Source organism: Marinitoga lauensis (assembly GCF_004135675.1).
GTDB lineage: Bacteria > Thermotogota > Thermotogae > Petrotogales > Petrotogaceae > Marinitoga > Marinitoga lauensis.
The window spans coordinates 434,763-453,935 of the sequence record NZ_QHLX01000001.1 but is presented as its reverse complement, the minus strand read 5'-3'; the positions used below and the strand labels follow the sequence as shown (position 1 = coordinate 453,935).

Genomic DNA, 19,173 nt, shown 5'->3' with positions numbered 1-19,173 from the left:
TGGGTTTTTTTTATATGTAATTTTAAACTATAAATTGTGAAAAGTTTTATTATTAAAATATGATATAATTTAATTGCGGGGGTGAAACTGATGAAATTAAAAAAATTACCGATAGGAGAAAGTGATTTTAAAAGTATAATAGAGGAAGATATGTATTATATAGATAAAAGTTTATTAATAAAAGAAATTTTATCCGGTGGAAGAGTAATATTAATAACCCGACCAAGAAGGTTTGGAAAGACATTGAATATGAGCATGATGAAATATTTTTTCAGAAATGACCAGGATAACAAACATTTATTTGAAAATCTAAAGATATGGAAAGAAAAAGAGATAATAGAAAGGTATTTAAATAAATATCCTGTAATATATATAACCTTTAAAGATTTAAAACAGAATAATTATGAAGAGATAATAAAAGCAGTAAAATATACTATAACAGATATATATAGAGAACACAAGAAGATAATGGAAATACTGGAAGAATTTGAAAAAGAAGATTATATAGAAATAGCAAGAGGTATAGCGGATAATGTAAAATACGAAAATAGCATAAAAAAACTAAGTGAATATTTATACCGCTACTACGGCCAAAAAGTAATACTGTTAATAGACGAATACGACACACCAATACAACAATCATACTTAAATGGATATTATAAAGAATTCATAAATTTCATGGGAAACATGTTGGGAAATGCATTAAAAGACAATGAGTATTTAGAAAAAGGAGTATTAACAGGAATAACAAGAGTAGCAAAAGAAAGCATATTCACAGGAGTAAATAATCTTGATGTCTCAACGGTATTGGGTGAATTATTCAATGACAAATTTGGATTAACCTGGGAAGAAGTAGAAGAAACATTAAAATACTATGGATTGGAATATGAAAAAGAAAAAGTAATAGAATGGTATAACGGATATAACTTTGGAGGAATGGAAATATACAATCCATATTCAATAATAAACCTGGCAAGAAATAAAGGAAAAATAGCGTATTACTGGATAAACAGTAGTGGAAATGAATTAATAAAAAGGTTGATAAAACAAAGTACAGCAGAAGTAAAAACAAAAATAGAAGAATTAATAGAAGGAAAAACAATAGAAAGCAGTATAGACGAAAACTTAGTATATGGAGACTTAGACAAAAGCACAGAAGAAAGCATATGGACATTATTTCTATTCACAGGATACTTAACCTGGGTAGAACATACAGGAGAAGAAGGAGAACCAAGATACAGTTTAAGAATAACAAACAAAGAAACACTACAATTCTTCAAAAAAACAGTGGTGGATATAATAAAAGAAACAAAAATAAATCTGGAAAATATAATATTAGATATAATACTTGGGAAATACAAAGAATTTGCAAATAAATTCAAAAGGATAGTAGAAGAAACATTAAGTTATTTTGACATAAGTGGAGAAGAACCGGAAAGGTTTTATCATGGGTTAATACTTGGAATGGTAGTGGGATTAAGCAAAAAATACATAGTAAAAAGTAACAGAGAAGCGGGATATGGAAGAGCAGATGTAATATTAATACCCAAAGAAAAAAAAGAACCGGGAATAATATTTGAATTCAAAAAATACAGTATAGATTTTGATAAAGATTTAAAAAACAGTGCAGAAATGGGAATAAAACAGATAGAAGAAAAAGGATATGAAAAAGAAATAAAAAGTTATGGAATAGAAAAAATAATAAAAGTAGCAATTGCATTTGATAAAAAGAATGTTGAGATTTTGGTAAAATAATTAATTGGATATTAGAAGATGTAGAAGATGCATGTTATCTGTAAAGTATAGCAAAAATTTTTGTAGATATTTTTTTCAATATAAATAGAATAAACAAAGATTATTTTAAAGGAGAGGAGAAGAATATGGGAAATAACTTTGTTTTAAAAATTAAATTAGAAAATATAGAACCAGAAATTTATAGAATAATTTCGGTGAGAAAAAATTTTACTTTTTTTGATTTGCATCAGATTATACAATTAGCATTTAATTGGGATGATTATCATCTTTATGAATTTGAACTTACAAATGGTGTAAGAATCATTTCAGAAGATGAATATGAAGTACAATTTGAAATACCACCTTATATTATTAAAAAACAATATATTGATAAAAAACAAAATTAGAAAAAAATTAAAAGTTAAAAGTAAAATAAAGTATAAATATGATTTTGGAGATAATTGGTTAATAAACATCGAAGTATTAAAAGAAGAAAATGTAGAGGATGAATATCCAAAATGTATTGATGGTAAAAGAGCAGGTCCTTTAGAAGATTGTGGTGGAGTGTGGGGATATTATTCTGTTTTAGAAGCATTAAACGATCCTGCAAATGCACCTGAGTTTGACAGCAAATTCAAGATTTTTGAAAAATCGAAACGGTAGAATGCGGGTTTGCGACGATGAAAAGGGTGAAAATTGGGGTTGAAAAATTTTTGTAGTGACACAAATATTTTTAACAATAGCGTTATATTCTTGATTTCATAATATTTTTGTGGTATAATAAGTAATGGTATTATGAAATCAAGAGGTGATTTTTGTGTTTTTGAGAGTAGTTAAAAATAACAAAGGTGTTGAATATTTAAGAATTGTTGAAAGTTATAGGGAAAATGGTAAGATAAAGCAAAGAACTGTTGCAAACTTAGGAAGGATTGACTCTTTTAGCGAAAATGAAGCGAAAAATATAGTAAATAAACTCATACAAATATTTGATTTAAAAAATTATATTGATACAGAAGATATAAAAAAGGCACCGGATAAAAAGAATTACGGAGCCAAAGTAATAGTAAATAAGATATTCGAAAGATATGAGATGAAAAGATATTTTGAAAGACTGGATAAAGAAATAAAATACAATGCAGAAGAGATGCTAAAAATAATGGTGATGAATAGAATAGTAGAACCGAAAAGTAAATTGGGAATATTTAATAATTTAGAGTATTTTGGATATAACAAAGTGGAAGTTAAAAAAGAAAAAGACCTGGAAGAAAAAGATGTAATGCTGCACTGGTTATACAGAACATTGGATATATTGGCAGATAATAAAGAGTCGATAGAAAAACATATGTATAATCAAAGGATAAGTTTGTTTAATACAACGGTAGATTTAGTATTTTACGATGTAACGACATTAGCGTTTGAAACACAACAAACAAATGAAATATTACAAATGGGATATTCAAAAGATAAGAAATTTAATGAATCACAAATAGTATTAGGGATGTCAATAGATCAGGATAGAATGCCAGTTAGTTTTGATATATATGCAGGAAATACATTTGAAGGGCATACATTTAAAGATTCAATAGAAAAAATGAAAAAAGAATATCAATTAGGAAAAGTAATAGTAGTAGCAGATAGAGGAATGATGAGTAAAAAAAATATAGAAGTAGTAGAAAATTCTAATTATGAATTCATAGTAGGAAAATCAATAAAACAGTTAAAAAAAGTAAATATATTTGAAGGAGAATTCATAGAAATAGCAAAAGGAATAAAATATAGAGAAGTAGAATATGAAAATAAAAGATTACTCATAATATATTCAGAAGAAAGAGCCAAAAAAGACAGAGCAGATAGACTACGATTAATAGAAAAAGCGAAAAAAATGTTAGAAGAAGGAAATATAGATTCAAAAAGTAAAAGAGGAGCGAAAAAATATTTAAAAGAACAGAATAAACAAAATTATATACTGGACATAGAAAAAATAGAAAATGATGAAAAATACGATGGATACTATGGAATAATAACAAACACAAAACTATCTCCAAAAGAAATATTAGAACAATATCATACATTATGGAAAGTAGAAGAAACATTTAGAACATTAAAAAATTATCTTGAAACAAGACCGGTATTTCATTGGACACCAAAAAGAATAAAAGGACATATTGTAATGAGTTTCATATCTTACATAATTCAAAGAACACTAGAATTAGAACTGGAAAAAAATAATGTTGAATACTCTCATGAAAAAATAAGAGAAGCTATTAAAAATATGGAATACATTGAATTTAAAACACAAAAGCAACATCTTGTAGCGAGAATGAATTTAAATAAATTAGGGCAAAGAATATTAAATACATTAAATATTCCTGTACCAAAAATAATTTCACCCTATACAGAATTCAAAGAAAAATATAAAATTTAGGGGGTGTAATGACACTTTTGTATTTAATAAAAAATTAACAATAACTGTTTTTTAGAATAATACAGCTTTTCCAAATTTTATTGAAATAAATACTGTCAAACTCAGGAAAATGTATTGATGGTAAAAGAGCAGGTCCTTTAGAAGATTGTGGTGGAGTGTGGGGATATTATTCTGTTTTAGAAGCATTAAACGATCCTGCAAATGCAGATGAAGATTTTCTTGAATGGATTGGAGATTATGATCCAGAATACTTTGATATTGAAGAATTAAATGAAGAATTGAAAAATGTATTTACAATGCGAGAAAATTTTGAAGAAAATGGGGAATATTATTATGATTCTGAAGATTATTTACTTAAATATTTAGAAACAGCATATGAATCTGAAGGAATAAAAGGAATAACAAAAGCAATTGATATGTTTATAAAAGAATCATATTTAGGCCAGGGATTTACAAATGAAGAAAAAACATATATTAAAGCTAAAATCCTTGAACAAACACCTTTTTGGTATGCTGGTTCTGAATTCGTAAACAATAATAGTATTAAGAAATTTGTAAAAAGTATGTTAAAGAGAAAAATAATAAATAATATTAATATAGAAAAAGGACTAAAACTTTTATCTCCAGGTGAATTAAATGTAATAAAAGATACATACAAAGTTCCTGAAAATTTCTCAATAGTAAAACTAAAAAATATAATGTTGCAAAAGCTCCCGGAATATATAGAACAGGTATTTTGTTTGTATGAGGTAAGATATTTTTATGATATATTCGAAGAAGAGGGGTCATATCTTTTAGAGAATGTCTATGATTTTGCTATAGCTAAGTTATTACAATATACAGGAATGGGATATATTGGAATGAAAAAAGCATTTACACATTTTATATTTTATGAAGAAGTAAAAAAATATGTAAAGAAGCAACAAAATTTCCTTGAAAAAATGGAGATTTTAGAAAACAAAAGAAATTTTATAGAGAATTTAGTTTTTTTATATGGAGTTATAGAAAAAGAAAAATTGTTAAAGATAATTAATAGAAAAAAATATAAAGATATTCTGGAAGTTCCAATAACAGAAAAAGATTTAGAATTTTTTGAAAAAACTAATAACGATTTACCTGAGATTATAGATTTAGCAATAGTAAAGAGAAATGGAGTAGATTATATAGTTCATAAAGCAGCATATGATATTTTTGAAGAAATACTGGATTATAGAAAAAAATATATAGAAAATGATTATAAAATTTTTTCAGCGGATTATATAAGAGAAATGGTTGATAAAGGGTTTTATTCAAATAATATAATTGAACGTTTAGAGCGTGAATTAAAACATATGTTACTAATGCAAAATATGATAAATATGGATACAATAAATACAATTGATATAATAAAAGATATATTTGTGTATATAAATCACAATGTTTCGAATAATCAAATAAACGAATATTTAGTTTCTAATGGAATTATAGAACGCCCATGGTTGAAAACACTGCTAAATGATTTTAAACGAATTGCTCCAAAATGGCATTTTAAAGGATATTCAAAATAGATTTGGTAGCTTATTAAAACAAGTACAAAAACCATTTAATAAAGATATATTTTGTTTTCATAATATTTTTGTCATATAATATGTAACGGTATTATGAAATCATGAGGTGATATTTATGTTTTTAAGAGTTGTTAAAAATAGTAAAGGTGTAGAATATTTAAGAATTGTTGAAAACTATAGAGAAAATGGGAAAATAAAACAAAAAACTATTGCGAATCTGGGGAGGGTTGATTCTTTTAGTGAAAGTGAAGTAAAAAATATAATAAATAAACTAATAGAAATATTTGATTTAAAGAATTATATTAATACAGAACATATAAAAGACACCGCGGACCAATAATATGTAACATCTTGTATAATTCCTCTTCTTGGTTTTATTTTACCATACCAAGAAGAGGGTTATTTTTTTTTCATTTACACAAAATTATTTAAGGTCTCAAGAGGTTTTCTTTTTATTTACACAAAATTATTTAAGTTCTCGCTTAATTTTAATTAAATTACCTGTCTACTTGACAAGGGGCAGTTCAAAAGCTGGTTTTTTTGCTTATATAGTTTATATATATTTAAAAATTTTTCTTGTTTAATTTTAATTTCCATATATGATCTGTAGGATATTTGCCAGTTGAGATATATTTAGTAGCTGCAGATTCGAAAAGGATATAAAGTGAATTATCTTTTTGAGTTATTCCTTCAGACATAGGAAGTATAATAATCTCTTTTTCAATGTTTTTCTTATCAAGAAACCATAAGGGAATAGTTTTTCCTGATATCTGAATTATTGCATGACCTGGTTTATTTAGTATTGATGAGTATATTTGTAAGGACGAATTATTTCTCCTCCCGTAGGAACGACTCAAAACAATTCTACCATCGTTAAGGAATTCAATATCCTGTACAATATCTGGTATTGAAATAATTATGTCCGGGGTTACTGGTGAATTAAGCTTGTTTGATTTATTTTCAGGTAGTTTATCAGTTGTTGGATCTAGCTTAAATCCAGCAATCCAGGCATAATGCATATTGCCATCTGGTGAATTTAAATGATGAGAAAAGTTTGTTGGGTAATTTCCTGCATGATAAAATTCTCCAGACCATAATATGCCTTTTGAATATTCTACAAATGATGCACGGGTTCCGGTATTAAAACCATCTATTATTTTGATTTTTGTTCCATTTTTTGCATTGATTATGTTTTGTAATGGAATTCTCCAGAGATAACTATTTGAAGAAATCCAGAGATTTGATTTGCTTACAGCAACTCCGCCAGCATGACCTGTATATGGTGTCCCATCATTATAATAAACTTCTAAAGTTTTTACCATCTTCCCATTTTTACAATCAATTACTGATAATATACTTGGTTTTTTATTTCGATTATAATGAGATAAAATAAACCAGTTTTTTTCTGGCAAATAACATAATCCCTGGGGAACATAATTTTCTTTTAATCCAGGGATAATAGCCCATTTTGAAGCAACATTAAAGAAAGAAGCATATTCAGGAAAATCTGGATATTTTTTTCATTTACAACATTTTCTTGTGTAATTTTGACATTTGAAAAAGAGAAAATTATCAAGAATAAAAATATTAGAATTATATATTTTTTCATAAATACCTTCCCTTACATTAATTTAAGTATATTATTAAATATTATTTCATTAAATAATTATACCAATATTAACATTAAATAAAAAATATGAAAAATATTGATAAAAGGAGTTATATATTGATTATGCCATATATTTAGATGAAATCCATAGTTATTAATATTGTATTAATTCCATATTTATGAGATAATAAAATAAAGAAAACTTTTTATTTTAAAAAGGGGGATATTTATGAAAAAGAGTATTTTTATGTTTTTATTGTTTGTTGTTATTGTTTCAACAGCATTTAGTGCAGTAACATTGCAATATTGGTTCTGGGATCCAAACTTCAGGGATAAAGAGCAAGAAATGATTAATAAGTTTGAAAAATTACATCCAGATATTAAAGTAAAACTAACAGCATTAGATCCAGGAAGTTATTGGACAAAATTAGCTGCTATGGCTGCTGCTAAATCAATGCCAGACGTTATGGCTATGCATCCAAATAGCGTAGAAGATCTTGCTGATCAAGGTGCATTAATGGATTTAACAGATTTTGTAAACAGAGATTTTAGTAAAGATGATTATTTCTGGAGTGTTATGGAATCAAGTTTTAATATTAAAGGAAAGTATTATGGTGTTCCATTTGCATGGGTTGGAAGTGTTATATATTATAACAAGGATTTATTTGATAAATATAACGTTCCTTATCCGAGACCAGATTGGACATGGAATGAATTTTTAGAAGCTGCGAAAAGATTGACAATTGATGAAGATGGTGATGGAAAGATAGATATTTGGGGATATGCATTCTTTAGTAGATATGCTGTTTTTGATGGTTGGATTTTACAAAATGATGGTGATTATCTTGATAGAGAAAATATGAGATGGGATCCAGATGATAATGCTAAAGAAACAATTAGATTTTTATATGATTTAGTACATGTTCATAAAGTATCTCCACATCCAAAGGATTATGATTTAGATAAGAAAAAGATAAAACTTATTTTTTCACAAGGAAAAGCTGCAATGATTAGCGAAGGTACATGGAATATTAAGTTTATGAGAGAAGATATACCTGCAAACTTTAATTGGGATATAAACTATTTCCCAAGGGGCCACATTGGAAAGAAAATGTAATGCATGCATGGGCTGATGGATTAGCAATTTCTGCAAATACAAAACATCCAAAAGAAGCATGGGAATTTATAAAATTCTTGATTAATGAAAGAAAAGCAGCAGAATATTATCCAGGTAAAGTTCCATTTTATAAAGGTGAAGCAAATTCATATGAATGGAATGAATATGCATCAGCTGGTAAGCTACCTGTTCATAAACCAATAATCTTGGATTATGGTGAAAATGCAAAACATTTCTTTACAAAATATTGGAAATTCTGGAGAGGTTATGCAAGTGCAGAAGGTTCAGGATTAAGTGCTTTAATTGATGATTTATTAAACGAGAAAATAGATCTTAATACATTTTATGAAAGAGCAGATAAAGAGATAAACCGCATGCTTAAAAAAGCATATAGGAAATAATTAATATAGCGGTTTCCTGTTAAAGGAAACCGCATTTTTGATAAAGTGAGGAGGGAATGATGAGATATAAATGGTATGTGCCCTATCTTTTTATTTTTCTGGCTTTAATAGGACTTTTTGTTTTCAGGCTTGGACCTATAGTTTTAGCCTTAATAATGGGTTTTACTGATTGGAGTCCATTTGGATCGCCAGAGTGGGTAGGAATTGAAAATTACATAGATCTATTTACCTCACCAACATTTTGGACAATATTTAAAAATACAATAATATTTAGTGCGGTTTTTGTACCAACTATTGTTGTGTTTTCATTATTACTGGCAGTGTTGCTGAATAAAGGATTAAAAGGTACAACTATATTTAGAGTTATGTTTTTTGCACCGGTTATTACCTCAACCGTCGCAATTGGTATTGTGTGGCAATGGATTTTTAGTACTGATATAGGATTTATAAATTTCACATTAAGGACTTTGGGAATAGATGATCCACCATCGTGGCTTTCTGATGGGAGATATTCTTTGTTTGTAGTAGCTTTTGTATATGCCTGGAAAAGAGTAGGTTATTATATGATTATATATCTTGCTGGATTGCAGGATATACCAAGAAATTTAATAGAAGCTGCAAGAGTTGATGGAGCAACGAAATTTACTGAATTTAAATATATAACATTGCCTTTAATTACACCAACAATGTTTTTTGTTTTGATAATGTCTACAATAGATTCTTTCAAAAGTTTTGAAATAGTTTATACTATGACAAAAGGTGGACCAGGTGTAGCTTCTACTACATTATCATATTACGTTTATCAGAATGCTTTTGAGTTATTTCAAATGGGAACAGCTTCCAGTATAGCCATGGTATTGCTTGCAATTGTTGCAACAATAACGTATATTAATTTTAAGTATAAATCAAAATGGGTACAATACCGATATTGAGGTGATGATATGGAAAAAAACACATTTTTTTCTAAAATTTTATTTTATTTGCTTTTGATATTAATAGCAATTGTTATGATATTTCCCTTTTATTGGATGTTTATAACATCATTGCAGCCATTACAAGCTGTTTATAAATATCCACCAGAGTTTTTTCCTAAAAAACCAACGCTGGATAATTATAAAGAAATTTTCACCAAATTTAATTTCATGAGATACACGTTAAATAGTCTTTTTGTTGCAACACTTGCAGCATTAGGACAATTATTTACATGTTCTATTACAGGTTTTGCATTTGCACGAATGCATTTTAAAGGTAAGGAATTACTTTTTGGATTGATACTTGCTACTATTATGGTTCCTGTTGAGGTTGTTATAATTCCGGAATTTTTATTGATGAAATGGTTTGGATGGATAAATACATATTTACCGTTAATTGTTCCATCATTTTTAATAGGAACTACAGGTATATTTTTGATGCGTAGCTTTTATGAAAATATTCCCATGGAACTTGAAGAAGCTGCAGTAATTGATGGAGCAACACCTTTTCAGGTCTATTGGAGAATATTTGTTCCTTTGTCAAGAACTCCACTGTCAGCATTATTTATTATTTCATTTCTGATAAATTGGAATGATTTATTACGTCCATTGATATATATAAATAGTGTTGAGAAGTTTACTTTACCATTAGCATTAATAAATTTTCAGGGAGAGTATTCTGCGCAGTGGAATTACTTACTTGCAGGAGCAGTTGTTTCTGTAATTCCTATATTGGTTGTATATTTATTAATGCAGAAACAGTTTATTGAAGGCATAACTTCTACAGGATTAAAAGGTTAAATGAGAATTTCAAAAAAAGATTTTTCAAATGATTTTCTTTGGGGAGTAGCAACTTCAGCATATCAAATAGAGGGAAGTGATATTGAAGATGGTAAAGGTCCATCTATATGGACTATTTTTACTAAGAATAAAGGTAATATTATAGATAATTCTTCAGGTAAAATAGCGTGTGATTATTATAAAAGGTTTAAAGAAGATTTGGTATTTTTGAAAAAATTAAATGTAAATGCTTATAGATTTTCCATTTCATGGAGTAGAATATTTCCAAAAGGTATTGGAGAAATAAACCAAAAAGGAGTAGATTTTTACCATGAAATTATTGATAAATTATTAGAATATAATATAGAACCATTTATAACTATATTTCATTATGATATTCCGTTATATGTTGTGGAAAAATATGGTGGATGGGAATCAAAAAAATTTTCAGATATTTTTAGTAAGTATAGTTCATTTTTATTTGAAGAATATGGTAAAAAAGTAAAATATTGGATTACATTAAATCAACCTTTAAGAATAGTTCAAAGAGGATATATAGATGGAGTTTTTCCACCAAAAAAAGAGAAGGATTATAAAAAGGCATATAAAGTAGCTCATAATTTATTACTTGCGCATGGTAAAGTGGTTAAAATATTTAGAGATATTATAAAAAATGGTAAAATAGGAATTTCAAATTCAGCTATTCCAATATACCCATATTCGGAAAAAAGAGAGGATTTTCATGCAGCAAAAATAGCATATCAATTTTTTAACGGTTGGTATTATAATCCAATATCTAAATCTAAATATCCTGAAGAAATGTATAAAATTTTATATAGTAAAGGATATATTACAGATTTTTCTGAAGAAGATATGAGAATAATTTCTTCAAAAATAGATTTTTGGGGAGTGAATTATTATTCAAGATTGATTGTTAAGTATGATAAAGAAAATTTATTCTATTTTAGAATAGTTAAACCTGAAAATGGAAGTTTTTCAAAAAGAGGTGCTGAAATCTATCCTGAAGGAATAAAAAAAATAACTAAGGAAATATATTATAACTATGGAAAAAAAGATATATATATTACAGAAAATGGAATAGATCTTGAAGATATACCAGATAAAAATGGAGACATTAATGATAAAAAAAGATTTGAATATATTTTGGAACATATTGAAAAGTTGAAAGAACTTATTCAAGAAGGTATAAAAATAAAGGGTTATTTTTATTGGTCATTAATGGATAATTTTGAATGGATAAAAGGATATACATTAAAATTTGGTTTAATCTATATAGATAGAAATAATAATTTAAAAAGGATTCCTAAAGAAAGTTATTGGAAATATAAAAATTTTTTAGAATCAAATAAAAAATGGCGTTAAACGCCATTTTTCCATCTAAAATACATAAGACAACCTTTATTATATGAAATTTCTATATTTTCTTCTATAGTTTCGTTACTAATACCTATAGGATTGTTAAAAAATAATGTACCATTTTTCAAAGAATATTTGAAACCTTTAAGATATATTCCTTCAGTTTTTTCTGTTAAGGATAAAATAGACCATATTTCACCAATTTTTACTTTTTTATCGAAATTTTTTGAGATCTTAGAAATTTCTAACAATTCCTCTTTGAACATAATATAAGTATTGTATTTTTTTAATAATAATAATGCACCAAAAATGTGATCTAATCTATCACCTAAAAAACCTGAAATAATAATATTATCCGAATTTTTATTAATTGCAAAATCAATAGCAAGGTCAATATCGGTGAAATCTTTTTCAGGTCTATATTTTATTATTTCAACACCATTAGATTCTGCCCAGGCTATTGATTCTTGAGATGCAGAATCTAAGTCGCCTATTAAATAATCAGGCTCTATATCAATTTTTTTAAATAATTCAATACCTTTATCAACAGCAATTAAAATATCAGAATTATCAATAATATTTTTATAAAATTTTAAGGAACTTTTTGGTTCTCCGCCAGACATAATAAATGATTGCATTGTATCAGCCCTCTTTAATTGGTTTTTATATTTATTTACAGTTCTCCTGGAAATTTTTATATTAAGTTTCTCTTCAATTAGTTTGGATAATTTATTATCTGATATTTCCATATGTTCCTTAATAAAATTAATAATAATTTCCTTTTCATTTTTTTGAGATTCTTTTGTATTAAAAACACTTGAAAAAGGTAATATTGTTTTTTTTAGATTGACAAAATATTTTGATGATACACTTCTACTGACAGTTGATGGCGAAAGATCAAGAATTTTTGCTACAGCTCGTATTCCAAGCCTTTTGGGGTTTGTGCCAGTTTCTAAAAAGATTTTATTTTCTTTTACCATTAACTCAGCTAGCTTATTTAAATATTCTTTTCTTTTTTTAATCGCATTTTTTAAAATATACAATTTTTCCATTTCTTTTTCTATATATTTTTTTAAATTTTTTTCTTTTATTGATTTTAAACTTTTTAAGTAGACTTCATCAATCTCTGGGATTTTAGGAGTATTAATTTCCCATTTTATATTATTATCTTCTTTAAAAAATACAATATCCGGTTTTGAATTTATATATACAATATTTTCATTTGTTTCTAAACTGGAGAGAGGCGTACCGCTTTCCCCTTCTTTTTCTCTGATTTTTAGAGCTTTTTCAAGAGATTCTTCTGCAAATCCAGAAGGTCCAAGATTTTTGAGTGTTTCTATTAATAAATCGTAATCCTTTTTCTTTAATTTATATTTTTTTATGAATTCTTTTTTTGAAATAGTTAGTATACCATTATTATCAAGATAATCAAATAAAGTTTCTGCTATTGTTTCAAGCTCATCGGGAACAATGGCAAGGAATATAGGCTTTATTTCTTCCAAAAAACTCCTTTTATATGTAGTTGTTTCTAAAAGATAATCCATATAATCCAGGCTATATAGACTAAAGTTTTCTTCTTCAAATTTTAAAAAAACATTTTCTAAAATAAAATTATTTATTTCATTATCAAGTTTATTTAATGGCATTTGAACAATATTTAATGCCTGAATTTGTTTTTGGGTTAATAATTGTTTTTGTTTTAATTGTTGAAGAAGTTTCCGTTTAATCATTCATAACCTCCAATAACGCTCTATATAAATTCTTAGCAATATCAAGAGGTGTAGTATAATATTCAGATTTTTCAGAGCTAACTATTTCAGCAGTTCTTCCAGATAGATAGGAAGCTATAATGCTTGCCTGCATAACATTTAATCCTTGAGCTATTAATCCAGCTATTATTCCTGTCAATAAATCTCCACTTCCACCTTTTGATAAAGCAGTGTTTCCGGTAATATTGAAATAAGTTTTTTCGCCGTTTGTAATTATGGTTGTAGCGTCTTTAAATACAATAGTTGCTTTTTTGTTTTTAGCAAAAAATTCAGTATATTCATAGTTCTGTCTTATTTCTATTTCATCTGTTCTTACAATTCTTTGCATTTCTCCAACATGTGGGGTTAAAACGATATTCTTTCGTAATGTTAACGCATCAACAGCATATAATGCATCGGCATCTACAACAATAGGTGTTCTGGAATTTTCAACTACACCCCTTACAAATTGCATTGTTTCATTAGAACGTCCCAATCCAGGACCTATAACTATTACAGATGCTTTTTTTATGTTTTTTGAAATTATATCAATATCTCTTAATGAAAATTTATCTTTATTCAGTGACTTGTATATGATTCCTGGTTCATGTTCTAAAACAGATGAAGATAAAGAACATGGAGTTATCAATCTGACCAATCCTGCTCCAATTTTTTGAGCACCAATAGCAGATAATACAGAGGCACCAGGGAATTCTGCTGAACCAGCAAGAATTAAAACATTACCAAAATCATATTTTTGAGAAAATTTAGGTCTATTAGGTAAAAGCTTTTTTACCATGTCTGAGGTTACTAATTCTCTGTGGGAAATACTAAATAATTTTTTTGGAAAAGAAAGCGGAGCTACTGTTATTAAACCTGAGTATTCCCTTCCTGGAAAGAAAATGTGTCCAAGTTTATAACTTCCAAAGGTTATAGTTTTGTCTGCTTTAATAGCATTTCCAAGTATTTTTCCCGTATTTGCATCTATTCCAGAAGGTATATCTATAGAGATAATCTTTCCACGCTTTTTTGAATTGATTATATCAATTATTTCCTGCGTTTCTTTTTTTAGTTCTCCTTTTAATCCAATTCCTATTAAACCATCAATTATACAATCTGCAACACTAACATGATTTTTAAAATCATTATTAATTTCAATAAAATTATCAAATCCAAATTTTTTTATAGTTATTAATTGTTTTTTGAATAATTCACTTTGATTTTTCCCTATAATAGCAATTTTTAAGTTTTTATATCCATCATTATATAATAATCTTGCAGTAGCTAATCCGTCTCCACCATTATTTCCGGTTCCTAAAACAAATAAAAAATGCGTATTTTTATTAAATTCTTTTGTGATTTCATTATAAATTGAAATAGCAGCTTGTTCCATTAAAACTTCAGAAGTAATTCCATATTCCTTTGAAGTGGAGTCATCAATTTTCTTCATCTCCTCAGCAGTTAGTATATGCATACAAATGCCTCCTTTTAATAGTCTAATTTTATTTTATCACATTTAATATTAATAAAAAAATTTGACAAAATTAATCGAAATACTATATAATAAATTATGAGGTGATATTATGCATCCATTGGTTGGCCAATTTTCAAAGTTAGAAATATTTAGAAAATTAAAATTATCAGAAATTGAAGAATTAGTAGAGAAAAATTTTATGATTATAAAAGAATTTGAAAAAGATACATTAATAAAATCCAGAGGTGAAAAAATAAGTGAAGTAATGATATTATTGCATGGAAAAGTAAAAGCTGAAATGACTGAATTAGATGGGAAAGTAATTCAAATCGAAGATATGAAGGCCCCTTCATTGCTTGCAGTAGGAGCAACATTTTCAAAAGATGCAAGAATTCCAGTGGATATTATTTCAGAGGAAAAATCGACAATAGCTTATATACCAAAAGAAAAAATATTTGATTTGTGTATAGGTAATAAAGATTTTCTAAAAGAATTGATAACATATCTTGGAACAAAATTTAATTTTATCTCGCAAAAATTATGGTTTATAACTTTAAACAATTTAAAAGATAAAATTCTTCTTTATATAAAAGAAAAAAGAAGTTTTCAAGATGATGATGTAATAGTTTTGGATTATTCAATTGAACAACTCTCTCATTTGTTTGGAGTTACAAGACCTGCATTATCAAGAGCATTTTCAAAATTAGAGCAAGAAGGAATTATAAAAAAAGAAGGTAATAAAATATATATTTTAAACAAAGACACAATAAACAGTCTCTAAAAATCCTCTTGTTTTTTACAAGAGGATTTTTTGCTTCTAAGTAAAATGCAAAATAACACAATCAAAATAATATACACTCATCCGGTGAAAATTCTTAAACTCTTTGCTCCGCGAAATGTTTAGGATTCGCTCGTATTATTTTTTCTTATTTTATTTTTTCAACAGTTTGAATTTCCTTGTTTTTTACAAGAGGATTTTTTGATTGTAAAAATTATAAAAAAGCGTTATTGTGTAACCTGGGTTACAGACAAATAGGATAAAAAAGGTTATAATTTAAATGTAAATAAATAATATTTTTCACAAAGCGAGGAGATAATATGAGTGAACTTTTTAATAAAAAAGAGTATCTAAAGAATTTGATAAAAAGAATAAATAGTGAAAAAGAAAATGAAAAATTAAAAAAAGAGCTTCAAAGTGTAATAAAGAATTTATCTGCAGAAGAAATAGCAATAGTTGAGCAGGAGTTAATGGATCAGGAAGGTGTATCAATTGAACAGATACAATCAGTTTGTGATGTTCATCTAGGATTGTTTAAAGAATATATAGAACAGGAAAAAATCGATGTAGAATCATGGCACCCTATTTACATATTAATGAAAGAACATGAATATATAATAAAAACAGCAGAAAAAATTAGAGATATTGCAAAACAGGTTTTAAATAAAAAAACAATTCAAGAAGCATTTCCATTATTTATGAAATTAAATATTCATTTTGACGATTTAATGGCTGCAGAAAATTATTTTTTGAAAGAAGAAAATGTTTTATTTCCATACATTGAAAAACATGGAATAACTAAACCACCAGCAATAATGTGGAAAGAACATGATCAAGTAAGAGAATTCAGAAAACAGCTCATAAAAATAAAAGATAAAAAGAATTTTGAAGAAGCTAAAAAAGAGTTATACAATATATCTTTAGCATTATTGGAATTTTTTATGAATCATGTACATAAAGAACATTCTGTATTATTTCCCACGGCTTTAAAACTTATAGATGATGAAGAATGGATTGATATCAGGCATCAATTTGATGAAATTGGATATTGTTGTTTTGATCCAGAACCATTAAATATTGAAAAAAAAGACGTTGAAGAATTAACTGAAGGAAAGGTTAAATTGCCAAGTGGAGAATTAACCATTGAACAATTAAAATGTATGTTAAATACTTTACCTATTGATATAACTTTTGTGGATGAAAATGATGAGGTTAGATATTTTAGTGAAACAAAAGATAGGATTTTTGTAAGAAGTAGAGCAATTATTGGAAGAACAGTACAAAACTGTCATCCATCAAAAAGTATAGATATAGTAAATAAAATATTAAAAGATTTCAAGTCTGGAAAAAGGGATCACGCAGATTTTTGGTTAAAAGTTGGAGAAAAATATGTATATATTAGATATTTTGCAGTAAGGAATGAAAAAGGTGAATATTTAGGAACTCTGGAAGTAACCCAGGATATAAAACCTATTCAGGAAATTACTGGTGAAAAAAGGATTTATGATGAAAACTAATAAAACTGTGGAGGTGTGAATATGGGTATGTTTTGTTATCAGTGTTCAGAGACGGCAAGAGGTGTAGGGTGTACTATTAGGGGTGTTTGTGGAAAAACGCCAGAAGTGGCAAATTTACAATATATGTTAATTTGGGTAACAAAAGGTTTGTCTTACTGGGCATTAAAAGCGAAAGAGTATGGGGTTAAAGATGATGAAGCAAACTTATATGTTGCTGAGGCATTATTCAGTACAATAACAAATGTTAATTTTTCAGTTGAAAGAATGGTTGAATTTATAGAAAGAGCTATTGAACTAAGAGATAGAGTAAAACATAAATTTCTCGATGCATATGTTGCAAAAGAAGGAAAACCTTTTGATGAAAAAGTTCCAGAAGCTGCAGAATGGTACAAACCTGGAGGAGCAGAGATATATGAATTAAAGGGTGCAGAAGAAGGAGTTATGGTAGATAAAGATGAAGATATAAGATCATTGAAACAATTTTTAACTTATGGATTAAAAGGGATAGCTGCATATACCGATCATGCATATGTTTTAAAATATGCCAATGATGATATTTTATATTTTATACAAAAAGGATTAGTTGAGACATTAAGAGAAGATATTACAGTTGATGAGTTATTGGAATTAATAATGGAAGCAGGAAAATATGCAGTAGAAGCAATGGCATTATTAGATAAAGCAAATACATCTACATATGGAAACCCGGAAATTACGGAGGTATATACAGGAACATATAATGCACCTGGAATATTGGTAAGTGGTCATGATTTACTCGATTTAGAAGAATTATTGAAACAAACAGAAGGTACAGGTATTATGGTTTATACACACGGTGAAATGTTACCTGCAAATGCATATCCTGAGTTAAAGAAATATAAACATTTAGCTGGTAATTTTGGTAGTGCATGGTGGAAACAGAATAAAGAATTTGAAGAGTTTGGCGGAGCAATATTAATGACAACAAACTGTTTAGTTCCACCAAAGGAAAGTTATAAGGATAGAGTATTTACAACAGGTTTGGTTGGATTTGACAAATTGACACATATTCCTAATAGAACAGATGGAAAACCAAAAGACTTTTCACCTGTAATAAAAAAAGCATTAGAATTAGGACCAATTCCAGAAAGAAAAGGTAAAAAAATAGTTATTGGTTTTGCTCATGAACAGGTAGCTCAAGTTGCTGATAAAGTTATTGAAGCAGTAAAGTCAGGTGCAATTAAGAAATTCTTTGTAATGGCAGGTTGTGATGGCAGATTTAAAGAAAGAGAATATTATACAGAGTTTGCTGCAAAACTTCCAAAAGATAATGTAATTTTAACAGCAGGTTGTGCAAAATATAGATATAATATGCTTGATTTAGGAGATATTGATGGAATTCCAAGAGTATTAGATGCTGGTCAATGTAATGATTCTTATTCATTAGTAGTAACAGCATTAAAGTTAAAAGAAGCATTTGGATTAGATGATATTAATGAACTACCAATTGAATATAATATAGCATGGTATGAACAAAAAGCAGTAGCTGTATTATTAGCATTATTATATTTAGGTGTAAAAGGTATTAAGCTTGGTCCAGTGCTACCAGCATTTTTATCACCTAATGTAGCAAAAGTTATTGTTGAAAAATTTGATTTATCTCCAATAACTACAGTAGAAAAAGATTTAGAATTTTTCTTAAATAAATAATTAAGT

15 protein-coding genes and 2 pseudogenes are annotated in these 19,173 nt (G+C 27.3%); 13 read left to right on the top strand and 4 right to left on the bottom strand.

Features of this window, described 5'->3' with window-relative positions; translation table 11 throughout:
- Nucleotides 1–90 precede the first annotated feature (90 nt).
- From DJ007_RS02505 to DJ007_RS02480, 6 genes and pseudogenes are all read left to right on the top strand, one after another.
- A complete protein-coding gene (locus DJ007_RS02505; protein WP_240739167.1) occupies nucleotides 91–1,755 on the top strand; it encodes an AAA family ATPase in 1,665 nt (554 codons plus the stop codon).
- 125 nt (nucleotides 1,756–1,880) lie between these two features.
- Complete coding sequence (locus DJ007_RS18700) at nucleotides 1,881–2,141, top strand: IS1096 element passenger TnpR family protein (protein ID WP_129408180.1); 261 nt, start codon at nucleotides 1,881–1,883, stop codon at nucleotides 2,139–2,141.
- Entirely contained in the window at nucleotides 2,086–2,397 is a 312-nt protein-coding gene (locus tag DJ007_RS18695) for a plasmid pRiA4b ORF-3 family protein (protein WP_206076030.1), read from the top strand. The genes DJ007_RS18700 and DJ007_RS18695 overlap by 56 nt, the downstream gene beginning before the upstream one ends.
- A 154-nt stretch (nucleotides 2,398–2,551) precedes the next feature.
- Nucleotides 2,552–4,159, top strand: a complete 1,608-nt coding sequence (locus DJ007_RS02490; protein ID WP_129408178.1) for an IS1634 family transposase — start codon at nucleotides 2,552–2,554, stop codon at nucleotides 4,157–4,159.
- Nucleotides 4,160–4,248: 89 nt separating this feature from the next.
- Entirely contained in the window at nucleotides 4,249–5,706 is a 1,458-nt protein-coding gene (locus DJ007_RS02485) for an IS1096 element passenger TnpR family protein (protein ID WP_129408177.1), read from the top strand.
- Between the two features lie 115 nt (nucleotides 5,707–5,821).
- Nucleotides 5,822–6,043: pseudogene (locus DJ007_RS02480) on the top strand (IS1634 family transposase N-terminal domain-related protein); the annotation flags it as partial.
- A gap of 226 nt (nucleotides 6,044–6,269) precedes the next feature.
- Here the strand turns inward: DJ007_RS02480 and DJ007_RS02475 are convergent.
- Nucleotides 6,270–7,118, bottom strand: a complete 849-nt coding sequence (locus tag DJ007_RS02475) for a hypothetical protein (RefSeq protein ID WP_129408175.1) — start codon at nucleotides 7,116–7,118, stop codon at nucleotides 6,270–6,272.
- Between the two features lie 32 nt (nucleotides 7,119–7,150).
- A complete protein-coding gene (locus DJ007_RS14510; RefSeq protein WP_165973959.1) occupies nucleotides 7,151–7,315 on the bottom strand; it encodes a hypothetical protein in 165 nt (54 codons plus the stop codon).
- 229 nt (nucleotides 7,316–7,544) lie between these two features.
- Here DJ007_RS14510 and DJ007_RS18690 point away from each other — a divergent pair.
- The 4 genes and pseudogenes from DJ007_RS18690 (at nucleotide 7,545) to DJ007_RS02450 (ending at nucleotide 11,967) form a co-directional block, all read left to right on the top strand.
- Nucleotides 7,545–8,833, top strand: a pseudogene (locus DJ007_RS18690) (ABC transporter substrate-binding protein).
- Nucleotides 8,834–8,889: 56 nt separating this feature from the next.
- On the top strand, nucleotides 8,890–9,765 hold the full coding sequence (locus tag DJ007_RS02460; protein ID WP_206076029.1) for a carbohydrate ABC transporter permease: 876 nt from the start codon (nucleotides 8,890–8,892) through the stop codon (nucleotides 9,763–9,765).
- Nucleotides 9,766–9,774: 9 nt separating this feature from the next.
- Nucleotides 9,775–10,605, top strand: coding sequence for a carbohydrate ABC transporter permease (locus DJ007_RS02455; RefSeq protein WP_129408171.1), 831 nt, complete (start codon nucleotides 9,775–9,777; stop codon nucleotides 10,603–10,605).
- Complete coding sequence (locus tag DJ007_RS02450) at nucleotides 10,606–11,967, top strand: GH1 family beta-glucosidase (protein WP_129408170.1); 1,362 nt, start codon at nucleotides 10,606–10,608, stop codon at nucleotides 11,965–11,967.
- Here the strand turns inward: DJ007_RS02450 and DJ007_RS02445 are convergent.
- On the bottom strand, nucleotides 11,964–13,691 hold the full coding sequence (locus DJ007_RS02445; RefSeq protein ID WP_129408169.1) for a thiamine diphosphokinase: 1,728 nt from the start codon (nucleotides 13,689–13,691) through the stop codon (nucleotides 11,964–11,966). The two genes, DJ007_RS02450 and DJ007_RS02445, sit on opposite strands and share 4 nt — an antisense overlap.
- Nucleotides 13,684–15,183 carry an NAD(P)H-hydrate dehydratase gene (locus DJ007_RS02440; RefSeq protein WP_129408168.1) on the bottom strand — a complete coding sequence of 500 codons (1,500 nt, stop codon included), beginning with the start codon at nucleotides 15,181–15,183 and terminating at the stop codon, nucleotides 13,684–13,686. The genes DJ007_RS02445 and DJ007_RS02440 overlap by 8 nt, the downstream gene beginning before the upstream one ends.
- A gap of 109 nt (nucleotides 15,184–15,292) precedes the next feature.
- Between DJ007_RS02440 and DJ007_RS02435 the strand changes: the two genes are divergently transcribed.
- The 3 genes from DJ007_RS02435 to hcp all read left to right on the top strand — a co-directional run bounded on the left by DJ007_RS02435 (nucleotide 15,293) and on the right by hcp (nucleotide 19,167).
- The gene (locus tag DJ007_RS02435) at nucleotides 15,293–15,964 is read left to right on the top strand and encodes a Crp/Fnr family transcriptional regulator (protein ID WP_129408167.1); all 672 of its coding nucleotides are present in this window, start codon (nucleotides 15,293–15,295) and stop codon (nucleotides 15,962–15,964) included.
- 317 nt (nucleotides 15,965–16,281) lie between these two features.
- Nucleotides 16,282–17,478 (top strand): DUF438 domain-containing protein, encoded by a 1,197-nt coding sequence (locus DJ007_RS02430; protein ID WP_129408166.1) that lies wholly within the window; start codon nucleotides 16,282–16,284, stop codon nucleotides 17,476–17,478.
- A gap of 27 nt (nucleotides 17,479–17,505) precedes the next feature.
- Entirely contained in the window at nucleotides 17,506–19,167 is a 1,662-nt protein-coding gene (gene hcp / locus DJ007_RS02425; protein WP_129408256.1) for a hydroxylamine reductase, read from the top strand.
- The last annotated feature ends 6 nt before the right edge of the window (nucleotides 19,168–19,173 follow it).